28 protein-coding genes are annotated in these 21639 nt (G+C 62.6%); 20 read left to right on the top strand and 8 right to left on the bottom strand.

The window, feature by feature from the left end; translation table 11 throughout:
- The first annotated feature begins 34 nt into the window (after nt 1–34).
- From J4F42_03520 to J4F42_03500, 5 genes are read left to right on the top strand one after another with little or no spacing between them, the layout of a single operon-like run.
- The gene (locus tag J4F42_03520; GenBank protein MCE2484559.1) at nt 35–1183 is read left to right on the top strand and encodes an acyl-CoA dehydrogenase family protein; all 1149 of its coding nucleotides are present in this window, start codon (nt 35–37) and stop codon (nt 1181–1183) included.
- 10 nt (nt 1184–1193) lie between these two features.
- Complete coding sequence (locus tag J4F42_03515; GenBank protein ID MCE2484558.1) at nt 1194–1961, top strand: SDR family oxidoreductase; 768 nt, start codon at nt 1194–1196, stop codon at nt 1959–1961.
- A 56-nt stretch (nt 1962–2017) separates the two neighbouring features.
- Nucleotides 2018–2242: a type II toxin-antitoxin system HicB family antitoxin gene (locus tag J4F42_03510; GenBank protein MCE2484557.1), complete on the top strand. Its 225-nt coding sequence runs from the start codon at nt 2018–2020 to the stop codon at nt 2240–2242.
- Nucleotides 2239–2469, top strand: a complete 231-nt coding sequence (locus J4F42_03505) for a type II toxin-antitoxin system HicA family toxin (GenBank protein MCE2484556.1) — start codon at nt 2239–2241, stop codon at nt 2467–2469. Before J4F42_03510 ends, J4F42_03505 begins: the two co-directional genes overlap by 4 nt.
- Nucleotides 2470–2502: 33 nt before the next feature.
- Nucleotides 2503–3819: an acetyl-CoA hydrolase/transferase family protein gene (locus tag J4F42_03500; GenBank protein ID MCE2484555.1), complete on the top strand. Its 1317-nt coding sequence runs from the start codon at nt 2503–2505 to the stop codon at nt 3817–3819.
- A gap of 70 nt (nt 3820–3889) precedes the next feature.
- Here J4F42_03500 and J4F42_03495 read toward each other — a convergent pair whose 3' ends face one another.
- Nucleotides 3890–4291 (bottom strand): nuclear transport factor 2 family protein, encoded by a 402-nt coding sequence (locus J4F42_03495; protein ID MCE2484554.1) that lies wholly within the window; start codon nt 4289–4291, stop codon nt 3890–3892.
- Nucleotides 4292–4463: 172 nt separating this feature from the next.
- On the opposite strand from J4F42_03495, the gene J4F42_03490 reads away from it, so the two are divergent.
- From J4F42_03490 to J4F42_03480, 3 genes are all read left to right on the top strand, one after another.
- A complete protein-coding gene (locus tag J4F42_03490) occupies nt 4464–5288 on the top strand; it encodes an SMP-30/gluconolactonase/LRE family protein (GenBank protein ID MCE2484553.1) in 825 nt (274 codons plus the stop codon).
- A gap of 68 nt (nt 5289–5356) precedes the next feature.
- A complete protein-coding gene (locus tag J4F42_03485; GenBank protein MCE2484552.1) occupies nt 5357–5641 on the top strand; it encodes a BrnT family toxin in 285 nt (94 codons plus the stop codon).
- Nucleotides 5628–5894, top strand: a complete 267-nt coding sequence (locus tag J4F42_03480; protein MCE2484551.1) for a hypothetical protein — start codon at nt 5628–5630, stop codon at nt 5892–5894. The genes J4F42_03485 and J4F42_03480 overlap by 14 nt, the downstream gene beginning before the upstream one ends.
- A gap of 83 nt (nt 5895–5977) precedes the next feature.
- Here J4F42_03480 and J4F42_03475 read toward each other — a convergent pair whose 3' ends face one another.
- Nucleotides 5978–6997, bottom strand: coding sequence for an aldo/keto reductase (locus J4F42_03475; GenBank protein ID MCE2484550.1), 1020 nt, complete (start codon nt 6995–6997; stop codon nt 5978–5980).
- A gap of 152 nt (nt 6998–7149) precedes the next feature.
- On the opposite strand from J4F42_03475, the gene J4F42_03470 reads away from it, so the two are divergent.
- The 3 genes from J4F42_03470 (at nt 7150) to J4F42_03460 (ending at nt 9511) form a co-directional block, all read left to right on the top strand.
- The gene (locus J4F42_03470; protein MCE2484549.1) at nt 7150–8025 is read left to right on the top strand and encodes an LLM class F420-dependent oxidoreductase; all 876 of its coding nucleotides are present in this window, start codon (nt 7150–7152) and stop codon (nt 8023–8025) included.
- Between the two features lie 275 nt (nt 8026–8300).
- Nucleotides 8301–8798, top strand: a complete 498-nt coding sequence (locus J4F42_03465) for a hypothetical protein (protein MCE2484548.1) — start codon at nt 8301–8303, stop codon at nt 8796–8798.
- 2 nt (nt 8799–8800) lie between these two features.
- The gene (locus J4F42_03460; GenBank protein MCE2484547.1) at nt 8801–9511 is read left to right on the top strand and encodes a metal-dependent hydrolase; all 711 of its coding nucleotides are present in this window, start codon (nt 8801–8803) and stop codon (nt 9509–9511) included.
- Between the two features lie 12 nt (nt 9512–9523).
- Here J4F42_03460 and J4F42_03455 read toward each other — a convergent pair whose 3' ends face one another.
- A complete protein-coding gene (locus J4F42_03455; GenBank protein MCE2484546.1) occupies nt 9524–10684 on the bottom strand; it encodes a M20 family metallopeptidase in 1161 nt (386 codons plus the stop codon).
- Nucleotides 10685–10826: 142 nt separating this feature from the next.
- On the opposite strand from J4F42_03455, the gene J4F42_03450 reads away from it, so the two are divergent.
- Genes J4F42_03450 through J4F42_03415 form a run of 8 tightly spaced genes read left to right on the top strand, consistent with a single transcriptional unit; the run spans nt 10827 to nt 17247 of the window.
- Nucleotides 10827–11807: an LLM class flavin-dependent oxidoreductase gene (locus J4F42_03450; GenBank protein ID MCE2484545.1), complete on the top strand. Its 981-nt coding sequence runs from the start codon at nt 10827–10829 to the stop codon at nt 11805–11807.
- Between the two features lie 4 nt (nt 11808–11811).
- Entirely contained in the window at nt 11812–12219 is a 408-nt protein-coding gene (locus tag J4F42_03445) for an RNA-binding S4 domain-containing protein (protein MCE2484544.1), read from the top strand.
- Nucleotides 12220–12223: 4 nt separating this feature from the next.
- On the top strand, nt 12224–13279 hold the full coding sequence (gene ltaE, locus J4F42_03440) for a low-specificity L-threonine aldolase (GenBank protein ID MCE2484543.1): 1056 nt from the start codon (nt 12224–12226) through the stop codon (nt 13277–13279).
- A 37-nt stretch (nt 13280–13316) separates the two neighbouring features.
- On the top strand, nt 13317–13703 hold the full coding sequence (locus J4F42_03435; GenBank protein MCE2484542.1) for a VOC family protein: 387 nt from the start codon (nt 13317–13319) through the stop codon (nt 13701–13703).
- Between the two features lie 14 nt (nt 13704–13717).
- Nucleotides 13718–14689: a phosphotriesterase gene (locus J4F42_03430; protein MCE2484541.1), complete on the top strand. Its 972-nt coding sequence runs from the start codon at nt 13718–13720 to the stop codon at nt 14687–14689.
- Nucleotides 14682–15161, top strand: a complete 480-nt coding sequence (locus tag J4F42_03425) for a hypothetical protein (GenBank protein MCE2484540.1) — start codon at nt 14682–14684, stop codon at nt 15159–15161. Before J4F42_03430 ends, J4F42_03425 begins: the two co-directional genes overlap by 8 nt.
- Entirely contained in the window at nt 15161–16612 is a 1452-nt protein-coding gene (locus J4F42_03420; GenBank protein MCE2484539.1) for a hypothetical protein, read from the top strand. Before J4F42_03425 ends, J4F42_03420 begins: the two co-directional genes overlap by 1 nt.
- Nucleotides 16613–16656: 44 nt before the next feature.
- On the top strand, nt 16657–17247 hold the full coding sequence (locus J4F42_03415) for a TetR/AcrR family transcriptional regulator (protein MCE2484538.1): 591 nt from the start codon (nt 16657–16659) through the stop codon (nt 17245–17247).
- Between the two features lie 46 nt (nt 17248–17293).
- Here the strand turns inward: J4F42_03415 and J4F42_03410 are convergent, their stop codons facing one another.
- The 5 genes from J4F42_03410 to pspA form a co-directional block, all read right to left on the bottom strand.
- Nucleotides 17294–18409 (bottom strand): isoprenylcysteine carboxylmethyltransferase family protein, encoded by a 1116-nt coding sequence (locus tag J4F42_03410; GenBank protein ID MCE2484537.1) that lies wholly within the window; start codon nt 18407–18409, stop codon nt 17294–17296.
- Between the two features lie 127 nt (nt 18410–18536).
- A complete protein-coding gene (locus tag J4F42_03405) occupies nt 18537–18920 on the bottom strand; it encodes a PspC domain-containing protein (GenBank protein MCE2484536.1) in 384 nt (127 codons plus the stop codon).
- A complete protein-coding gene (locus J4F42_03400) occupies nt 18917–19168 on the bottom strand; it encodes an envelope stress response membrane protein PspB (protein ID MCE2484535.1) in 252 nt (83 codons plus the stop codon). The genes J4F42_03405 and J4F42_03400 overlap by 4 nt, the downstream gene beginning before the upstream one ends.
- Nucleotides 19165–19701 carry a DUF2306 domain-containing protein gene (locus J4F42_03395; protein MCE2484534.1) on the bottom strand — a complete coding sequence of 179 codons (537 nt, stop codon included), beginning with the start codon at nt 19699–19701 and terminating at the stop codon, nt 19165–19167. The genes J4F42_03400 and J4F42_03395 overlap by 4 nt, the downstream gene beginning before the upstream one ends.
- A 12-nt stretch (nt 19702–19713) precedes the next feature.
- The gene (gene pspA, locus J4F42_03390; protein MCE2484533.1) at nt 19714–20388 is read right to left on the bottom strand and encodes a phage shock protein PspA; all 675 of its coding nucleotides are present in this window, start codon (nt 20386–20388) and stop codon (nt 19714–19716) included.
- A gap of 193 nt (nt 20389–20581) precedes the next feature.
- Here pspA and pspF point away from each other — a divergent pair, with 193 nt between their 5' ends.
- On the top strand, nt 20582–21634 hold the full coding sequence (pspF, locus tag J4F42_03385; protein ID MCE2484532.1) for a phage shock protein operon transcriptional activator: 1053 nt from the start codon (nt 20582–20584) through the stop codon (nt 21632–21634).
- Nucleotides 21635–21639: the final 5 nt, after the last annotated feature.

Genomic DNA, 21639 nt, shown 5'->3' with positions numbered 1-21639 from the left:
GGTGGATACGACCGCCGAACAGAGGTGAGATGGTATGGATTTTGAACTGAGCGCCGAACAGCAGATGCTCAAAGACTTGTGTCGCGATTTTGCCCGCAAGGAGATCGCACCCTACGCCGACGAGTGGTTTGATGCCGAGTATTTTCCGACCGAGATCTTTCACAAGCTGGCCGACCTACAGCTGATGGGCCTGCTCATCCCCGAGGAGTACGGGGGCACCGGCGCCGGTACCATGGCCATGGTGGCGGCTCTCGAAGAGCTGGGCAAGGTTGATCAGTCGATTGCCACCACCCTGCAAGCCCATCTGACGATCGGCTCGCTGCCTTTTCTGCACTTCGGCACCGAGGAGCAGAAGCATAAGTGGCTCACCCCGCTGGCGCGCGGGGAACGCCTGGGCGCGTTTGGCCTGACCGAGCCGCAGGCCGGCTCGGACGCGGCCAACATCCAGACGATCTCGCGCCTGGAGGGCGACTCGTGGGTCGTCAACGGCACAAAGTGTTTTATCTCCAACGCCGGCACACCGCTCAGCTATGGGCTGGTGGCGCTGACTGCGGACAGCGCGGGCGGCAACGGCAAGCGGGCCTACCGGGCCATCATCATTCCCAAAGACACGCCCGGCTATACGGTCGGCCAGCCTTATAAGAAGATCGGCTGGCATACGGTCGATACCCGCGAGCAGGTATTTGAGAACGTGCGGGTGCCGCGCGAGAATCTGCTGGGCCAGGACGGCTCCGGCTTCCGGGCCTTTCTCAAGACCCTGGAGTGCGGCCGGATCTCGGTCGCCACGCTCGGCCTGTCGCTGGCCGAGGCGTGTCTGAACATGTCGCTCCGGTACGCCCAGGAGCGTAAGACCTTTGGCAAGCCGCTGGCCTCGCACCAGGCGATTCAGTTCAAGCTGGCGGACATGGCCACCCAGGTCGATATGGCCCGGCTCATGGTCTACCGCGCCGCCGGGCTGCGCGACCAGGGCCGCCCGTACGCCAAAGAGGCTGCCATGGCCAAGCTGGCTTCGTCCGAGATTGCGGTCAAGGCGGCTGAGGAAGCGGTCCAGATTCACGGCGGTTACGGCTATACGCGGGACTTCCCGGTGTCACGCTTTTACCTCGACTCAAAGATCCTGACCATTGGCGAGGGCACCAGCGAGGTGCAGCGGATGGTGATTGCCCGCCAGCTGGGGTGCTGAGGAAATCCGTATGACCATTCCCTATTTTGACCTGACGGGTAAGGTGGCGCTGATCACCGGCGGGAGCAAGGGCCTGGGCGAGCAGATGGCCTATGGGCTGGCCGAGGTCGGCGCCGACCTGGCCCTGATCAGCCGCACCCAGGCCGATCTGGACAGGGTTGCAGCCGAGATTCGCCAGGCCAGCGGCCGCCGGGTGATTGGCGTGGCGGCCGATGTGACCAGCGAGGCCGATATCGAGCGTATGGTCGGGCAGGTCATGGCCGAGTATGGCCGGATCGATATCCTGATCAACAACGCCGGCATGGGCGGCACGACGCCGATTCGGGATCTGGCCGAGGAGGAGTGGGACAGCTACATGAACCTGAACCTCAAGGGACCGGTGTTCTGTGCCAAACACGTCGGTGCGGAAATGGCCAAGCGCAAAAAAGGCACAATCATCAACGTCTCCTCGCTGTTCTCGCAGATTGTGGCCCGCTATATGGCGGCCTACGGGGCGACCAAGGCCGCCCTGGTCCATTTCACGCGCACCCTGGCCCTGGAGTGGGCCCGGGACAACATCCGGGTCAACGCCCTGTGCCCGGGCTATTTTGAGACGCCGATGAACGCCGGTTTCTGGGCGACCAAGGGCGGCAAGGGCATTATCGCCAGGATTCCGATGCAGCGGGTCGGCAACCCCCCGGAAATCAAACCTTCAGTGATCTTTCTGGCGTCGGATGCCAACACCTTCATGACCGGCACCACCCTGTTTGTCGATGGCGGCCATAGCCTGGTGGGCTAGTATTGTGAGGTGGGCTCGCTGACTGAGGCCGGCTACCGGCGGGCGGGGAACACGGCATGGATACCTATCGATTTTGTGTAGTCGTTGAAAGAGATCAGGACGGTTACTTTGCGCTGTGTCCTGAGCTCCAAGGCTGTTACACGCAGGGAGAAACGTACGAACAAGCTCTGGAAAATATGGAGGACGCTATTCGTCTCCATATCGAAGACCGGTTGGCCGCCGGGGAAGATATTCCTCAAACCGAATCAGTGAGTCTGACCGCGCTAGAAATTGCGGTATGAGCGATAAGCTCCCGCGGGTGACTGCGGCTGAGATAATCAGAGCCTTGGAGAGGGGTGGATTCTTTCTTGCCCGTCAGAGTGGGAGTCATAAGATCTACAGAAATGATCGAGGCAAAAGGGTGACAGTTCCTTACCACGCCGGCAAGATTGTTCACCCCAAGGTTCTGAGAAGCATCCTTCGAGACGCGGACTGGACAGCGGAGACATTTCAAGCCTTGCTCAGCTAAGAGGAGCGAGGCCAGACTAGTTGGAGAAGACGTATGGAACCCTGGCAACACACCTATAAAGACAAACTCATTTCTGCCCAAGCTGCGGCCCAGCTGACCATCTCCGGCCAGCTTGTCCGTCTCCACATCGGCAAACCGCCGATTCCCATTCTGGACGCCCTGGCCAAGCGCAACGGCCAGCTCGAGGATGTGACGCTGATCCAGTGCTTTCCGCTGTACAACCACCCGATCTGGAACGAGCCGGGCTACGAGCAGTCCTTCCACCTGATCGTCGATTATGTGGGCGCGGGCTGCCGCCAGGGCATGCAGCAACACTATGTGGACTTTCTGCCTCTGGACTATCCGCAGTACGCCAAGCAGGTGGAGGATGGACGCACCAACACCTGGCAGGCCGATATCTTCTACGGCGTGGTCTCGCCGCCCGACGAGCGGGGCTATTGCAGCTTTGGCAACGCCCTGTGGTACAACAAAGACGCGGCCAGGGCGGCCACATGCTTTGTCGCCGAGGTCGATCCGACCTTTATCCGGACCCACGGCGATAACTGGATTCACGTCTCGGAAATCGACTATCTGGTCGAGGAAACGGCGCCCTTTCCGGTCGGCACGGCTCCGCCGCCGGTCGAAGAACGGGGTACGCTCGAAGTGATCGGTGAGTTTGCCGCCGGTCTGATTCGTGACGGCGATACGGTCCAGATGGGTATCGGGGCTATTTCCGAGGCGATCGGCCTGTTTCTGATGGACCGTAACGATCTCGGCATCCACAGTGAGATCATGACCGCCAGTCACGTTGAACTGGTGAAACGCGGCATAGCCACCGGCAAATACAAAACCAGCCACCAGGGCAAGGCTGTCGCCGCCATGGTCGTGGGCGGGGCCGACCTGGAGTTCGTGGACAATAACCCGGCCTTTGAGCTGTACAGCGTGCTGTACACCAACTCGCTGCTGAATATCGCCGCCCAAAATCATCAGGTGGCGGTCAACAGCACCCTGGCCATTGACCTGACGGGTCAGGCTGCGGCCGAGTCGCTCGGCCCCCAGATGTACTCGGGCATTGGCGGGCAGATGACGTTCATGATGGGCGCGATGTACTCACACGGCGGGCGCTCCATCATGGTCCTGCCCTCCACGGCCAAAAGGGGCCAGCTGTCCCGGATCGTGCCCATGCTTGAGCCGGGCAGCACGCTCACCACCCCGCGCCAGTATGCAGACTATGTGGTGACCGAGTTCGGCATTGTGAATCTCCAGGGCAAGACCCAGCGTCAGCGGGCCGAGGCGCTTATCGAGATTGCCCACCCGGATTTTCAGCCCGAACTCAAGGCCCAGGCCAGAAGGATGTTCTGGCCGGTCTGACAAAAAAGGGCACGGTCTCCCGTGCCCCCACTGTGCGGCCCCGGACCCGGGGCCAAGTCTGATGAGTCTCTTAGCCGGCCAGCACGTCGTTGGCGTGCATGGTGTCGAGGTACTCGCGGACGGCGGTGATCTTGCCGCTCTCGCACTCGATCAGGAAGTGGTAGAAGTTGTTGTAGATCTTGCCGTTGGCGTGTTCGCCGTAGGATTCGGCTTCGACCGCGACCCGGTTGCCCTCGGCGGTCACGCCCTTGGCCGTGATCTTCAGGCCGTTGGGCATGGCGTCGCCCATGCCCTGGATCACCTGGGTGAACTCGGCCTTTGTCTTTGTGCCGGCCAGCGGAAAGTTCTTGGGCTCCCCGGCGATCCACCAGGTCGCATTATCGGCCATGGCGCCCAGAAACGCTTCGGCGTTGCCGGCCGACATGTCTTCAAAGAAACCCAGCACCAGTTTTTTGTTCTCTTCTGCACTCATCAGCACTACCTCCTTTGCACGCCGCAGCGTACGGTTTGGGTTGATCTCCCTGCCTTATAGTCCACTCCGCCGGGGTTTGGCAACCGGAATTTCGCAGGCTATAAGCTGGACAAGGGCGCAGCCGCCCTTGTCCAGGCTGACCAATTTCGGGCTGACCAAAAGGGAGGAACCCATGCTGGAAACAATTGCCTCAGGCTATGGCCTGATCGAAGGACCCCGGGTGGACGCGGACGGAAATCTGTTTTTTAGCGATGTCACAAACGGTGGGGTGTACCGCCGCTCGCCGGGTGGCGAGATCGGCACGGTTGTGCCGAAACGGCGGGGCGTGGGGGGGATTGCGCTGCACGCCGACGGCGGAGTGGTCGTCTCCGGCAAGAACATCTGCCACGTCAAGGACGGAACCAGTCGCATCCTGTTTCAGCGCGATGATATTCCCGGCTTCAACGATATCTTCACCGACGGCGCCGGCCGGGTCTACGCCGGAGCCTTACGGTCCGACCCGTTCAAGCTGACCAGCCAGGTGCCGGGCGAGCTGTGGCGGATCGAAGCCGAGGGGCAGGCGATCGAGGTGTACGGGAACATCGGCATTACGAACGGCATCGGCGCGTCTCCAGACGGCAGGCTGCTCTATCACGCCGACAGTGCGGTCAAGCAGGTCGTCGTGCATGACATCAGCCCGGACGGAACGGCGACCAATCGGCGTGTGTTTGCCACCCTCGACGAGGTGCCCGACGGCCTGGCGGTTGACGAGTCCGGCCGGGTGTGGGTGGCCGTGTATGGCGGGGGCTGCGCCACCTGTTTTGCGCCCGACGGAACGATCGATCATACTGTTGAGGTGCCGGCCAAGGCGGTCACCAGCCTGTGTTTCGGCGGCCAGGACCGGCGCGACCTGTACATCGTGACCGCCGACAATACCGAAGACCCGAACCGCAAGGGCACGATTTTTCACACCCGGGTAGACGTACCCGGAGTGGCCGTGCCCCTGGCGACGGTCTAGGCAAAGCCGATTGAGGGTCAGAGATATAAAACCTCGAAGGGTGCTCTCTTTCCAGAGATGTTGTCGTCATGAGGATCGACGGCTTCATTTGGCTTCCTGATATCATCAGTAAGCTTGCGAGGAAGCACCACCTGAATCAGGATGAAGTAGAAGAGGTATTCTTTAACCAACCTGGGTACTGGTTTGTTGAGCGGGGACATCGCCCAGGAGAGAATGTCTATGCGGCAACAGGACAGACCGATGCGGGACGCTACGTCATTGTCTTTTTTATCCATAAAGAGAATAACATGGCCTTGATCCTGAGTGCCCGCGATATGGACAGAAAGGAGCGGAGACGTCATGAGCGAAAGTGATCAAGAGGGACGGACGACCATCTCTCAGGCCAGTACTCTGGAAGAGATTGGAGCGTTTTGGGATTCTCACAGCCTCGCCGACTACGCCGAAGAAACGCCTGAGGTCTCCTTTGAACTCCGTGCCCAGCGTCGGCGTCGGATCACTCTCGACCCTGAGCTGTATGCTCGACTCGAAGCCGAAGCCCGCACGCGTGGAATTTCTCCTGAAACCCTTGTCAATCGTTGGGTCACTGAGAAATTACAAACGACTTAAAGACCTGTCGGATTGACATTTGCCGTAGTGAACGAATGGACAGGTATCTCCGCAGCGGCCTGAGGCTGAGCCGAAGCACGTCCTCAGTTCCGGTATTCATCCCCGCAGTCTCCAATCAGCCGAAACAGATCGCGCGACTTTGCCAGCACGGCTTCAATCTGGCCGATATCAGCCGCGTCCAGACCGACATCGAACACCCGGGCGTTGTCCTGGCGGTGGTCTGAGACCCCCAGTCGCACGCCCAGGATGACCCCGGCGACAGCCGGCCGGTCGAGAATATAGCGGGTGGCGACATTGGCAATGCTCACCGCGTGTTTCTCGGCGATGGCTTTGAGGATGGTGAGCAGTTCCTGAAACAGGTCCCAGCCGCCCCAGGCGTCAATCATGTCCTTGTATTTCTGCAAGCTGGCCGTGTTGAGAATCCTGCGGCTCGGCTCGGGGTGGTCGAGGTATTTCTCGGACAGCAGGCCACCGCACACCGTGCCATAGGTCAGCAGGCTGATGTCGTGTTCCTGGCAGAAGGGGATCATCTCGACTTCCGGGCGTCGGTCGATCAGCGAGAACTGAACCTGGTTGGAAACCACCCGGATACCGGCCTCGGTAATCGTTTTGAGATGCGCTGTGTCAAAATTGGTCAGCGCCAGATGGCGAATTTTTCCCTCGTCACGCAGGTCAGCCAGATGCCTGAGCGCGTCCAGATAGCGCTCATCGAAATACTCCCACCAGTGAAACTGGAGCAGGTCCAGGCTGGCGACATCCATACGGCGGAGCGAGCGGGTGATATTGGCCTCGACAATCTGGCGTGTCATGCGGCCGGGCCGCGGCACCCATTTGGTAAAGGCTTGGACGCCTGACCATGCAGCCTCGCCCTGGTCGGCGATAAGCTGACGCCGAAACTCGCCGATGAAATCCTCGGCTGGACCGTAGTGGTCGGCCAGATCCCAGGTGTGAAAGCCTGCCGTATGGTAGTCGAACATGTTTGCGATGGCGGCCTTGGGGTCGATGCTGCCGTGCGCCCCGGAGACCTGCCACATCCCGTTGAGGAGGCGACATATGGACAGATCGGGGGCGAGGGGGAAGCTGCTGCTGGCGGGCAGGGGCATGGCAACTCCTTTGTGTGTCGAGCCGAATGGTTCAGCGCTGGCGCGAACATGGCAGCCGCTCGGCGCCGTGTCAAGCGATCAAGCCTGGACACGGCCGGCTTGGCCGCATACTCTGCCGAATACGCTGCTGAGGCGTGAGAAAGGAGGACCTCATGCGCTACGGTGTGCATGTCAACAGCGGCTCGTCGGTGACCGACCCGGCGGTCTTGCGGGATATGGCCCAGCTGGCCGAAGACCTGGGCTTTTCGACCATCCTGATCGGCGACCACGTTGTTCCGGCCCGTCAGATCCAGACCCCTTTTCCCCTCAAGATAGACAATCCGCCCTGGGCCGTGTACCAGGAGCACGACTGGCCCGACTGCTTTGTGACCCTGGCCTACCTGGCTGCGGCGACCCAAAGGCTGCGTCTGGGCACAAGCGTCATTCTGCTGCCCTACCGCCATCCCGCGGTCACGGCCAAGATGTTTGCCACCATCGACCGGCTGTCGGCCGGACGCCTGATCTGCGGCGTGGGCATCGGCTGGATGCAGGATGAGTTTGGGTTTCTGGGCCTGCCGTTTGCCGAACGGGCGGCGATGAGCGATGAGTATGCCCGCGTCATCAAAGCCCTGTGGACGGACGAACATCCGCGCATCTCGGGCAGGTATGTGACGCTGGACCGGGATGTGAACTTTGGTCCGTATCCCGTCCAGCAGCCCCATCCTCCGATCTGGGTGGGCGGCAATTCGCTGCCGGCCCTGCGTCGTGTGGTCAGCTGGGGTGACGGCTGGCAGCCGGTGGCCCTGCCCCTGGCCGAGCTGGAGCAAAAAATACACAAGCTGCGGGACATGGTGGAAGCGGCCGGGCGGGATTTCAATCAGCTGGAGATCACCACCCTGAGCATGCCGGACGTGTCAGTGGCGGCTGCCCGGGCGTATGCAGCCCTCGGTCTGCACGAACTGTCCATGCTGACCACCACCGACCAGGCTCCCCAGCTGTTTGCCGAGATGCGCCGCTTTGCCGACACACTGCGCGAAGCGGCGGGCTGAGCGACGCTGCCTACGGGCCTGCCTCTGGCCATTGTTCACAAAGCTCGGTAATGTGAAGGGGTCAGCGGACAGCCGGAGGAGGGGGGATGTTGAGGATGAGCGACAGGCGCACAAAGAATCGTCCGTTACACCAATCACCGCACCATCCGATAGGGGCCAGTGTCAGTCCCTCTTGCTGGCGCAAAGCGTTCTTTGTCCTTGCGCTTGTTCTTGGGCTAGGAGCGCTCGGTGGACACGGACTGGCCGAGCCCCTGCCGGAACGTTCGGACCAGGACATGGCCGAGATAGACGGCTTGGCCGAACCGACAGAAACGCGTTCGAGTCAGACCGGGTCCTGGGGGGAGGAGATACACGGCTTGGCCGAAATCCCGGATGAGCCTTTGGACCAAGCCGAGATTGGCGTCGTCGAGCCCGGTGAGTTCAGCGCCTCCGGCGAGACGCCGGCCACGCCCTTCGGCCGCGATTTGCAGGAGTGGTCCGGACCTCTTATGCGGCTCGGCTTCAGCTTTGTGGCCGGCTTCAGCCTCGGCTACGCCCTGGCCTTCTTCCTGAAGCTCACCTTGGTGATTGTCGGCGGCCTGCTGCTGGCGCTGTTCGGCTTGCAGTACGTCAGCCTTGTCGAGGTGAACTGGCCCGGCATACAGGCGTACTACGAGGCGTTCGTGGCCTGGATGCAGCCGCGTGCCGGCAGTTTTCGGGAGTTTGTCATCAGCAATATTCCGGCTGCGGGCATGGCCGGTCTGGGTCTGCTGCTCGGCTTGAGGAAGAAATAAGGATGGCCAATTTTCGGACGCATGTGACGGTGGCGGCAGTGGGCAGCGGGCTGTTGTCGACGGTGTGTCTGGGGGCTGGAGTGGCGAGTCCGGGCGAGGTCATGACCCTGTCGGTCGTCGGAACCCTGGGCGGGATTCTGCCCGATATTGACTCGGACCATTCCACCCCGATCCAGATTCTATTCACCGTCCTGGGTTTTGTGACCGCCTTCTTAGTGGTCTTCGCCCATGTCGATCAGTATTCCACGCTTGAACTGTGGCTGCTGTGGCTGTTTGTCTACGTCTTTATCCGCTATCCGACTTGGCTCGTCTTTACCCGTTTCACCGTCCATCGAGGGATCTTTCATTCGCTGGCGGCCGGGCTGTTTTTTGGTCTGCTGATGACCAACCTGAGCTATGTGGTCTTTGCCTGTCGTCCGCTTCTGGCCTGGATCATCGGCAGCTTTGTGTGCATCGGCTATATCCTTCACCTGCTCCTGGACGAACTCTTCAGCGTGGATTTCATGAGCACGCGGATCAAGCGTTCGTTCGGCACGGCATTCAAAGTGATCGATTACGGCAACCTGGGGACCTCGGCCGCCATGGTCGGGTCGGTATGTCTGCTGTATCTCATCGCCCCGGAGGCCGATTCCTTTGCCGATATCTTCTTGAACGAAGAGACCTACCAGAGCATGTCTGCCCGGTTTTGGCCCAGCGCCGGCCTGTTTCGCTAGGCTGACCCCTGCTCAGGCCGTTTTGCTCAACAGGCGCTGACGAATCTGTGTGTCCGTGGCCAGATCGATGGCGGTCCAGGCCATGGCCAGCGCACCGTCGATGACCGCTTTGTCCGCGGCCGGGCTGACGCAGTGAGCGGTGAACTCGGGCTGATGGTTGACAGCCGGCAGCGAGTCGATCCCAATCGCCGGGTGGATTGACGGCAGGGCCAGCGAGACATTGCCCATGTCGGTCGAACCGGCCGCCCTTTCTAGAGACGAGCCACGATCCGGGAAGCTGCGCCCCAGAGCTTCCGCGTTGCGCCGGTAGGCGGCCGCCATATCCGGGTCGTGGTGCATTTCGGCATAGGGTTTCTCGTCGCCGACGATCTCCAGAGTCGCGCCGGTCGCCAGGGCGCCGGCTTCAAAACAGCGACGGACCTTTTCCTGGATCTCGGCCAGATCGCCAATCGTCTTGGCTCGCACCATATAGCTGGCCCTGGTATGGGCCGGGATGACGTTTGGCGCGTCGCCGCCCTTGGTAATGATGCCGTGAATGCGGTCGCTGGAGCGGATGTGCTGGCGCAGCAGACCGATAGCCGTCTGGGCGACGGTCAGCGCGTCTGCGGCGTTGATGCCACGCTCGGGAAACGCCGAGGCGTGGGCCTCTTTGCCTGTGTAACACACGTCAAACATGGACGCCGCAATAATCGGAAACTCGACAACATCCAGCGGGGCCGGATGCACCATCATGGCCGCGTGCATGCCGCTGAAGCCGCCGCGCTCCAGGAGCTGGATCTTCCCGCCGCCGCCCTCCTCGGCTGGCGTACCGATCACACTCACGGTGAGCCCGACCTCATCCGCGATCTTGGCTGCGGCAATGCCCGCCCCGACGCCCATGGCGGCAATGATGTTATGCCCGCAGGCATGGCCGATCTCGGGCAGGCAGTCGTACTCGGCGCAGATGCCGATATGCAGCGGCCCGCTGCCGGCCCGGCCGACAAACGCGGTCGGGATATCACAAATGCCGGTCTCAACCTGAAAGCCGGCAGCGTCCAGGGTTTCGGACAGCCAGGCTGCGGCCTTTTCTTCTTCATAGCCCAGCTCCGGGTTGGCATGAATCCGATGGCTGAGGGCAAGCATCTCGTCGCGCACGCTGTCAAAGCGTTCTTGGGCTCCGGATTTTGCGTCCATGGCGTCCTCCCGACTGGTGTCCCGGTTTGGGGCTGACGCTAGCACGCCGGGCTGACAACGGCAACAATTTTTTGCCTGAGCCCGGTCCGTGTTGCAGTTCCGGCGGGCTTGTGATTTGAAATCGACAGCAAAGGAGGTCCCCATGCAAACCCCCGGACTCTTGCTCATGAGCAATATGGCGCCCGGCAATATCGATACCCTGACCGACTACGCCAGACAGGCCGAAGCGATCGGGCTGCGAAACTTTCTGGTCACCGAGTCGATGACCGATTCCCTGGCCCTGGCCCAGCATTTTGTCAGCCACACGGGCAGGATTCAGGTCGGCACCGGTATCACCAACCTCTACCTGCGTCATCCCTTGCTGGCCGCCCTGCACGTCATGACGATCGACCAGCTGGCCCCCGGCCGCATGCTGCTCGGTCTGGGCACCAGCCACGTGCCGGTGAACGCGGCCTTCGGTATCAGCATGGACAAACCGCTGACCGCGCTGCGCGAGTACATCGCCAGCCTGTCCCGGATTTTTCGCGGCGAGGATGAGGCCCTGGCGGCCATGGCCTCGCGGGGTATTCCCGTGCCGCGTCCCAGCGGCAAGATTCCGATCTATGTAGCCGGCATCTCACCCCGCAGCATCGGCCTCACCGGAGAGCTGGCCGACGGCAGCCTGCCGCTCAACTATGCCCCGCACGGTTTGCAGGAAGTGGTTGACGGCATCGGCCGGGGTGCCGAGCAGGCCGGCCGCTCTGCCGCCGAGGTGCAGATTGCGCTGATCATGCACTGCTGTGTGTGCGACGACCGGGCGGTCGCCCTGCGCTCGGTCAAACAGACGCTGTCGTTCTACGGCCGGATGCCGTACTATAACCGCCTGTTTGTTCGCCAGGGCTACGAGACCGAAGCGGCCGGTATCGCTGCGGCCTGGGAGCAGAACGATCCGTCCGCCGCCGCTGCGGCCGTGTCTGACGACATGGCGACCCAGGTGGCGGCCCTCGGCTCGGCCCAGGCCTGTCGCGACAAGGTCGAAGAGTTCGAACGCGGCGGAGCGTCCTATGTAGTCCTGTATCCGACCGCGATCGACGGTGACTATGACGCCGGCATCCGGGCCGTGCTCAACGCCTTTGGGAGCTGAGCCGATGGCCGACCGTACTGCCGCAGCCGTCCAGGCCGCGCCCGCTGTCCGCATTGACCGCTGGCTGTGGGCCACCCGTTTGTACAAAAGTCGCTCGCTGGCCGCCGAAGCCTGCGACGGGGGCAAGGTCAAGGTCAACGGCCATACCGCCAAACCCCACAAGCTGGTCCGGGTCAGCGATGCGGTCAGCGTCACCCATCCGGCCGGCCGCAAGGAGTTCACGGTCGTTGCCCTGGCCGAGCGGCGCGGTCCGGCCTCTGAGGCGCGCCAGCTGTACGAAGATCACTCGCCGCCGCCTCCGCCGCGCGAGGAGCGGAGCGTTTTCGTGCCGCCCCAGTTTCGGCCCCACGGGGCGCACCGGCCAACCAAGCGTGAGCGGCGCCAGATCGGGAAGCTACGAGGACGGAGGTAGGTCTATGGTCGATATGATCGATCTGCGCAGCGACACCGTGACCCTGCCCAGCCCGGCCATGCGTCAGGCCATCGCCCAGGCCGAGCTGGGCGACGATGTCATGGCCGAAGACCCTAGCGTCAACCGGCTCGAAGCCCTGGCCGCCGAGCTGCTGGGCAAGGAGGCCGCGTTGCTGGTGGCCAGCGGGACGATGGGTAACCTCGTTTCCATGCTGAGCCACTGCCGGCGGGGCGCCGAGGTGATTGTCGGCGATGAGGCGCATATCTACCACTATGAGGCGGGTGGAGTGTCGGCGCTGGGCGGCTGCGTGTTCCACCCGGTGCCGACCGGGCGGTTTGGCGAGCTGGCCGTGGCTGATCTGGAGCGGGCCGTTCGGCCGGCCGCGAGCGATATTCACGCCGCGCCGGCCGGGGTAGTGTGTCTGGAAAATACCCACAACCGCTGTGGTGGCACGGTCTTGTCGGCGTCGTATCTGGAGTCCGTCCGCATGCTGGCCGACGGCTTCGAGCTGCCGGTGCATATGGATGGCTCGCGGATTTTTAACGCTGCGGTCGCCAGGGGCTGCACGGTCGCGGAGCTGACCCGTCAGGTTGACTCGGTCCAGTTCTGTCTGTCCAAGGGCTTGGCCGCCCCGGTCGGGTCGCTGGTGTGTGGCCGGGCCGCATTCATTGCCCAGGCCCGGCGCTACCGCAAAATGCTGGGGGGCGGGATGCGGCAGGCCGGGATTATTGCCGCAGCCGGCATTGTGGCCCTGACCGACATGGTCGAACGCCTTGAAGAGGACCACGCCAACGCCCGGATTCTGGCCCACGGCCTGGCCGAGCTGCCCGGCCTGCGGCTGGACCTGGAAACCGTCCAGACCAATCTGGTGATTTTTCGGATTGCAGACGAGCGGATTGACGAGACCATGCTGGTCGCCCGGCTGGCCGACGCCGGGGTCAGGATCGGCGACCTGGGCCGGGGGCGTCTGCGGGCGGTGACCCACTACGGATTGACCCGGCGGCATATCCACGACGCCCTACGGATCATCGGCACGGTGTGGAAAGAGCTGAGCGGCTAGGGCGGGGGAGCATACCAACAGCAAAGGAGGACAGCCTATGCTCAAGGGCATTGATAATGTTGGCGTGGCGGTGACCGATCTGGCGCGTTCCGTCGCCTTTTATGAAAAGCTGGGGTTTCAGAAAGGCGATGACTACGAGGCGGATGTGAAGGGCTGTACCATGACCTCGGAGACCGCCGTGCTGTTTCTGTTTCAGACCAGGCATAGCCCTCAAGCCGTTGGGCGAGAGGCCAGCCTGGCCAACAATCCGCCCGGTCTGGATCATATCAGCTTCCTGGTTGACGACGTGAAGCAGTCCTACGCCGAGTGTCGGGCCAAGGGCATCAGCTTCCTGGGTGAACCCGAGGATCAGGACTGGGGCGCCCGGATTGCGGCCTTCAAAGACCCTGACGGGAATAATCTGTATTTCTTGCAGTATCTCTAGGAAAGGAGTCGCATATGCCGACGATTCACACCGTAACCGGAACCTGTACGCCCGAGGACTTGGGCTTTACCCTGATCCACGAACACCTGACGGCCGGCTTCCCCGGCTGGGAGTTTGACAATGCCAGCTTTGACCGGCCGGGCGAAATGGCAAAGGTGGTCGATAAGCTCAAGGAGATCAAAGCTCTGGGGGTGACCTCGTTTGTCGATCCGTGTCCTATGGAGCTGGGTCGGGACCCCGAGTTCGCCCTTGAGGCGGCCGAGAAGTCGGGCGTCCAGATCATCATGGCGACCGGCCTGTACAACGAGGCGCTGGGTATTCCGCCCCACTTCCGCAGCCTGGACGCCGACGCCATCGCCGAGGTCTACGAGCGTGAGCTGACCGAGGGGATGAACGACACCGGTATCAAGCCGGGCATCATCAAGACCGCGACCGGCGGGATTCCGGGCATGACCGAAACCGCGACCGACATCGCTCCGTGTGAGGAAACCTGTTTGCGGGCCGCCGCCCGGGCTCACAAGGCAACCGGCGCCCCGATCCTGTGCCACAACGACGAACTCGGGCCGCTGGGACGCCAGACGCTCGACGTGTTTGAAGACGAGGGCGTGGATTTCAACAGCGTGCTGATCGGCCATGCCTGCGGGGTCGGCGATATGCGCTACTACTTCGCCATTCTTGAGCGGGGCGCCTGGATCGGCTTTGATCGTTTCGGGGTGGAAACGATCGCCTCGGACAAGATGCGCCTGGCCTCGCTGATCGGCCTGCTGGCGGTCGGCTTTGATCGCATTATGCTGTCCCACGACCACGTCAGCTGCTGGCTGGGCCGGGTGAGCGACGACTGGCAGAAATTCATGGACGCCTGCCCCAATTGGAGCTATTCCCACATCATGAAGAACATCCTGCCTCAGCTCAGCAAAGCCGGCGTGAGCGAGGGCACGATTCGGACCATGACGGTCGATAATCCCAGGAGCTATTTTGGTGGATAGAAAAGGGCCGGGCACGGCGCTGCTGGTCGGACTGGTCCTGGCGCTGGCCCTGATGACCGTGCTGCGAGAACAGGCGCCCGCCCCCCGACCGCAGCAGGCCTCTGAGACCGCGGCAGACCAAGCCACAAGCACCGCTCCGCCTGTTCCGGCCGCCGCGCCGGCGGCGGCCGGGCGCGCCCACATTCAGGTCGGGACCGATCCCGATACGGGCCGGCTGCGGCCCCCCAGCCCGACTCAGCGTAAGTCCCTGGCCGCTGCCCTGCGCCACCAGTTTCGCTCTGCGCCCCGCGCGCCGACCTATTTCGCTGACGGCACAATCTCGGTTGTGGTCGGCACGGAGCGTTTGAACTTCTCTGTCGCCCAGGTCAACGAACACGGGCTGCCGGACATGAGCTGTGTGTCGGGTCTGGAACAGGCGGCGGCCGTTCTCGAAACGGGCGGCCACCAGCTGCCGCTGCGGGCGGAGGAGTAATGCGAGTCGCCCGGCTCGTGGGTCTCGGCATGTGCTGGCTGGGCCTGCTGGTCCTGACCGCGCCGGTCCGGGCCGAGGTGACGATTCGGATCAACAATGTCGATGCGGTCGAGGTGGGCCTCAACGATCCCGCTCCGCTCAGTCCGGTCGGCGGCAATCCGGGTCGGACGCTGGGCGAGCAGCGGCTGAACGTGCTGCGCCTGGCCGCCGAGCTGTGGAGCGGCCTGCTCGAAGGCGACGTGAATATCGTGATCCAGGCGACCTTTCAGTCGCTGCCGTGCAGTCCGACCACGGCCGTGCTGGGGGCGGCCGGCCCGATCCGCGTGTTTGCCAACTTTCCGGCGACATCTATCGACGCGGATACGTGGTATCCTGCGGCGCTGGCCAACCAGCTGGCGGGTTTTGACCTGCACCCCGGACGGGCGGCTGCGGAACTGCTCAAACCACCCTTCCAGGACGACATCGTGGTCTATTTTAACGGCAAGGTGGACGACAACAGCGCCTGCTTGCCCGGCAACTGGTACTACGGCTTTGACAATGCCCCGGCTGCGGGCGATATTGCGCTGCTGAATGTGGCCATGCACGAGTTTGCCCACGGGCTGGGACTGACCAGCCTGATTGATGAGACCTCGGGCCAGACGCCCTTAGATCTCCCCGACCGCTATGCGGTCTTCAGCCTCAACACCACCACCGACAAGCATTTTCATGAGATGAACGCCGAGGAGCTGCTCGACGCCCAGGTCAGCCGTGACCACATCGTCTGGGACGGGCCGGCAACAACCCGAGCCGCCCGGGACATCCTGGACTGGCAGGCCGAGTTGATCGTTGAGGCTCCGCCTGGTCTGGCCGGGACGTATCCGGTGACCCGGGCGGATTTCGGGCCGGCTCCGGATGTTGAGGAGACATATGTCGGGGTCGAGCTGGTGAATGATCGGATCGGAGACTCGACTGATGGCTGTGAGCCGCTGGAGCAAAAACTGCGCGGCCGCATCGCGTTCATCAACCGTGGCAACTGTCCGTTTGCGCTCAAGGTCGCCCACGCCGAAGCGGCCGGAGCCAGCGCCGCTGTGATTCGGAATACCGAGCCCGGCGGGGCGCTGATCATGGACGCGCCGCACAGCCAGGGTCGTATCCCGGCCGTCAGCATCTCGCACCACCACGGCGATGGGCTGCTGGCCGCTCTGCCACGAACAGACGTGCGAGCCGCGCTCAGACTCAACCCCAAGCGTCTGGTCGGAGCCGACCCCAACGGTTTTGTCCGGCTGTATGCGCCCGACCCGGTTGAGCCGGGCTCGTCGATTGCCCATATTGATCCGAGCGCCTCGCCCGATCTGCTCATGGAACCCTTTTTGAGCGTCGATCTCGACGCGGCCAACGATGTTGATCTGACCCCGTTCCTGCTCAAAGACCTGGGCTGGCGGCTGGCCGAGGAGGCCGACGAGAGCGACTAGGGACCGGACCTGCATGGGGGGTCCTTGTACGGTGAGGAGTATAAATGGGCACCAGGCGCACGAATGCCGAACGATCAGAGGAAACCCGGACCGCCCTGCTGGCCGCCGCCCGGGCGCTGTTTACCGAGCGGGGGTATGGCGCCACGCCGACCGAGGCCATTGTAGAGCGCGCCCGGGTGACCCGAGGCGCGCTGTATTACCACTTCAAAGACAAAGCCGATCTCTTCTACGCCGTCTATACCGAGATTGAAGGCCTTATGATGCAGGCGGTTGCGCGGAGTATGGCCGAGGCGGAGGGCGACGAGTGGCAGCGCATTCTGACCGCCATCGACACCTTTCTGGACCTGTGCACCGCTCCTGACATTCAGCGGGTGATCTATGTCGATGGTCCGGCCGTTCTGAATAGCGCCCTACCCAATCCGACGGGGCTGACCCTCATTCACCAGAGCTTGGAGCGGTTGCAGGAGCGGGGCTATATTGCCGCGCAGCCGCTTGGCGCGCTGGCTCGTTTATGGTTTGGCGCCTTAGTCGAAGGGGCGTTCTACATCGTCCAAGCCGCTGATCGGCCGACCGCCAAGGCCGAAGTCCAACACAGTATAGAACGTTTGCTCACCGGGCTGCGGATCACTCCCTGAGCGCACGGCCATGGCCCCTCCTCAGAAAAGCGGTACCTGCCGGTTGTCATAGAACGGCTCTGCCGGTGGCGGGAAGGTCGCGCTGACGGTCTTGGCCTTCAGGTCCACGTGGACCTCCACCAGCGGCTTCTTGTTGACCGCCTGCCAGAGGATGTCGCCGCCTGGGGGCGGTCCCTCGCCGCCGAAAACGGCTTGGGTGAAGATGACCTTGTAGAGAGCGGGGTTGCGGTCGGACGGAACGGCATGTCCGAAGACCTGTCCGGGCGGCAGAAACATCGGAATCTCCGAAATATACATCTCCGTCGGCACGACGTAGTTCAGCAGCCGCGTTCTGCCCGACGGCTGCCTGCGCTTCCGGCGCCGACCGCGCAAGCGTCGCTACCGCAGCGAGGTCCTCGTCCGTCATCTCGACGACCGACACATACACGCCTTCATCTGTCTGATGGGTATGAAGCGCGTTCAGCGTGTGAACCCGGATGCCAAACGCAAGCACAAGCGCCAGCCCAAGGACGCTCACATAGCTCAGCGCCCATCCCGCAACACGCGCCAGCCGGCTGTCGCCAAAGCGTACGGCGATGTTGAGGCTGAACCGGGCCGGAAGAAACCTGCCGGTGCGCTGCATGTACGCGGCGTAGCCGGGAAATTGGCGCAGACATCTGCCCTCTTCGGCCCTGGCCAGGGCGATGTAGATGAAGACCACCGTCACCGTCAGCATGAGCACCAGATAGCGCGGCCAGATCAGCAGCATGCCGAGGCTGGCCACGATCAGCGCCAGGTATTGCGGGTGCCGGATATGGCGGTACAGCCCACCCATGACCGCCTCCTCCCGGCGCAGCTTGGCGCGATAGATCTGGATCGCCCCGAGCGCGAACCCGGCCAGACCGCCGACGGACAAGACGACCCCCACGGATTCATGCCCATCGATCAGAACCGAACGTGTTTCCTCGACCAGGTGCGGCATGAAGAACTGGATGAGCCAGCTCGTCGTTCCCGAGACCTGTAACCAGTCGAGCCCCGGACCGTAGACCGCATAGAAATACGCGGCAAATGGCGAGGCCATATAAAAGAACTCAAAAGCGATAAGGACATAGAACACACCCGATGCCCACAAGGCGCGTCGCGCCTGGAGTGGGCCGTTGCCGGTTTCCGTTGCAGTAGTCATGCGACATTCCCTCCAGTAAATTTCGCCCGGGTCCGAGGACCGCTGGGAGCTGGGTCAGGGTGGCGCGGGGCGGAACGCGCCTCGCCCGCTGAGATCGCGGCCGGCGGCCGGCTCGCTCGGGCCTGAGCTAGGAGGTGTGAAAACGACGTTCCCAGTCGTGCTCGCGGCTCGTGATCAGGTGTTCGAGGCGCTGGATACGACGGTCGAGCTTGTCAAAGCTGCGCTTCAGGCGTTGCAGGGCCATGCCCCGTGAGCCGGCGTAAGAGTGATAAAACTCCTGCTCCTGGCTGGTTTGCAGGGGAATGACCGGCGCGGGCTTCATCAACAGGGCGGCCAGGAGATACAGCCCGCCCACCGCCCACAAGCCGGAAAACAGGAAGACGACGAAGGTCACACACCGGACCCGGAACAGGCTGAAGTCGAAGTAGTCGGCGATGCCTTTACACACGCCCAAGACCATTCCGTCCCGGGAGCGATACAGCTGGGTCTGAGACTGGGGGGCGGATGTCATGGTCGGTCTCCTTTGGTGTGAGGTCTGTCCTGGTCGAGCACCAGCGTCTCCAGCGCCTCGATGCGTTCTTCCAGGCGCGACAGCCCCTGGTAGAGTTCCTGCATGAGTCTGGCTTCCTCGCTGTCGAGTTGGCTGTCACGGCGGGGGCTGCCTTTGAGGATCTTGAGGGCGGCCAGGGCCAGCCCTCCGGTGACCGCCACAAAGCCGGTGCCGAAGATGAGCAAAACCGCCAAGGTGCCTGCGTTCATCTCGTCCCTCTTGTCTTGAGTACGGGTGGGTTCGCCATCAGCGTTCCGCCCAGATTCCTGGTGCGAACAGCGGAAACGATAAGGATCGCGACAAAGACCAGCATCACCCCCAGGTGAGCCAGGCCGAGCGCCGGGTTGTCGGCTTGCTCGGCCAGTTGCCTGAGCGACGGGATGTGTAAAAACGCCTCGTTGACGGTGGCGCCCCACAGCATGTAATAGCTGACGATCATGCACGTCAGGTGGACCGCCAGCCAGTGCCGGATGGCCTGGGTGGCAATCGCCCAGTAGCCGATACAGACGGTCACCAGGGTAATGATGGCGAGCCAGTGGGGAAAAAAGAAGCTGCCGAACTGATAGATCAGCAGCGCGGTCAGGTTTGTGACCAGCATGGCATAGAAATACCATTTGCCCCGCTTTCTATGGCTGGCCGTTCCCTTCTGGCCCCCTACTAGCAGGCCGCCCAGCAGCAGAGCTATCAGGCTGGCAATCACATGGACCCAGCTGATCGGTGACAATGCGTAGAGTGCCGCCATATCTCCCCCTTTCTAGCTGTCGGCCGACCGCTTGGCCGCCGCAGCCTTGAGGCTGGCCAGCTCTCGCTCGATCTCCTCGTCGCCTTCGAGACGGTCAAACTCTTCTTCAAGGCTGGGCTTGCGATGGACGTTGACCAGCTCGGCCTCGGCTTCGAGGCGCTCGACCCGGCTCTCAAACTGCTCGAAGCGGAGCACCGCATCGCTGTTCTCAAAACGGCGGATGTCGGCCTGGGCGCGTTTGTGCTTTTGGGCCCGGATGTGGCGCTGGACCAGAAGCCGCTGCTTTTCGCGGGCCGCGCTGAGCTTATCCTCCAGCTGGGCAATATCGGACTGATACTGCTCGATGAGTTCTCCGCTGTGGAGCAGCTCTTCTTCGAGCGCTGCGGCCCGTTCTCTATAGCGCCGCTTTTCCAGCAGCGCCTCACGGGCCAGATCCTCGCGGCCCCTGCTGACGGCCAGCTGGGCCTTGTCCTCCCAGCCGGCGACCCGGGTGTGGACGTGTTCGAGGTCACGTTGGATGCGCTTTTTGGCGGCCATCGCGCCCGCGCACGAGGCCTTGATTTCGACCAGCGTGTCCTCCATCTCCTGGATCATGAGCCGTACCATTTTTTCCGGGTCTTCGGCCCGGTCCAGCATGGCGTTGATGTTGGAGCTGATGATGTCGCTGAGTCGGCTGAAAACTCCCATGATGTGTCCTCCGTTTGCTTGTGGTCTTGGAGTACATGAGAGCAGGGAGTGTGCCAAACTGCGAAAAATCGAAAAGTTGAGGAATATCAGCTGTTTGCCAGAATCGAACAGAATATGGACTTGGCTTTTTTCACTATCTTTTTGCGAATATCACCGTATAATGGCTTCAAAAGCCATGGAAAAATACGCTTCTATGCAAGATGATCGAGGTGCCCAGACGGCCGGTGAGGTGCCCCACGTCGGCCGCACCGAGGCCATCGGTCAGTCGGAGATTTTTCTGGAATTTCAGGAGCGGTTGTCACGGATCGCCCGGGTCAACCGGCCGGCGCTGTTGATCGGCGAACGGGGCTCGGGAAAAGAGCTGGCCGTCTCGCGTCTCCACTATCTGTCGCCACGCTGGCAGGGACCCCTGCTGGCCCTCAACTGTGCGGCCCTGGCTCCGAGCCTGATCGAGTCCGAACTCTTCGGGCATGAGCCGGGCGCGTTTACCGGAGCTGTTGGGCGCCGAGCCGGGCGCTTCGAGGCGGCGGACGGCGGAACCCTGTTTTTGGACGAGATCGGCCAGCTGCCGCTCGAGGTGCAGGAGAAAATCCTGCGCGTTGTGGAGTACGGCAGCTTTGAACGGGTCGGCGGCTCACAGCCGATTCAGGCCGATGTGCGGATCATCGGAGCGACCAACGCCGATCTGGCCCAGCTGGTGAGGCAGGGCCGCTTCAAACCCGATCTCTTGGACCGTCTATCCTTTGAGGTCGTGTTCGTGCCGCCCCTGCGCGAGCGCCAATCGGACATTCTGCTGCTGGCCCGGCACTTTGCCGGCCGCATGGCCGTCGAACTCGGTCGGCACGCCATCCCCCAGTTCAGTCCTGGGGCGGTTGCCGCGCTCGAAGCCTACCCCTGGCCGGGCAATATCCGTGAACTCAAGAATGTCGTGGAACGGGCGGTATCTCGGTCTGATGACAGCCAAGTAGCTCACGTCACTGAGGAGGCCATTCTTTTTAACCCCTTTCGGTCTCCCTTTGAGGCCGGACCACAGTCGGGCGACAAGCCAGCCGAGCCGGAAGCCCAACATGTCGAGACCAAACCCTTTACCCAGGCCGTGCAAGAGTTGGAGATCGCTCTGGTGCGAAAAGCGCTCAGCCGGGCCAAATACAATCAGCGCCGGGCGGCCGAGAGCCTGGGCCTCACCTATCACCAGTTTCGCGGTCTGTGCCGCAAGTATGGGCGGGCAGTGCGGGACGCGGGCTGAGGCAC

It is taken from the genome of Desulfurellaceae bacterium (genome assembly GCA_021296095.1).
GTDB lineage: Bacteria > Desulfobacterota > Binatia > Bin18 > Bin18 > JAAXHF01.
Note: the sequence above shows the minus strand (reverse complement) of the source record. Positions and strands in the feature narration are given on the sequence as shown.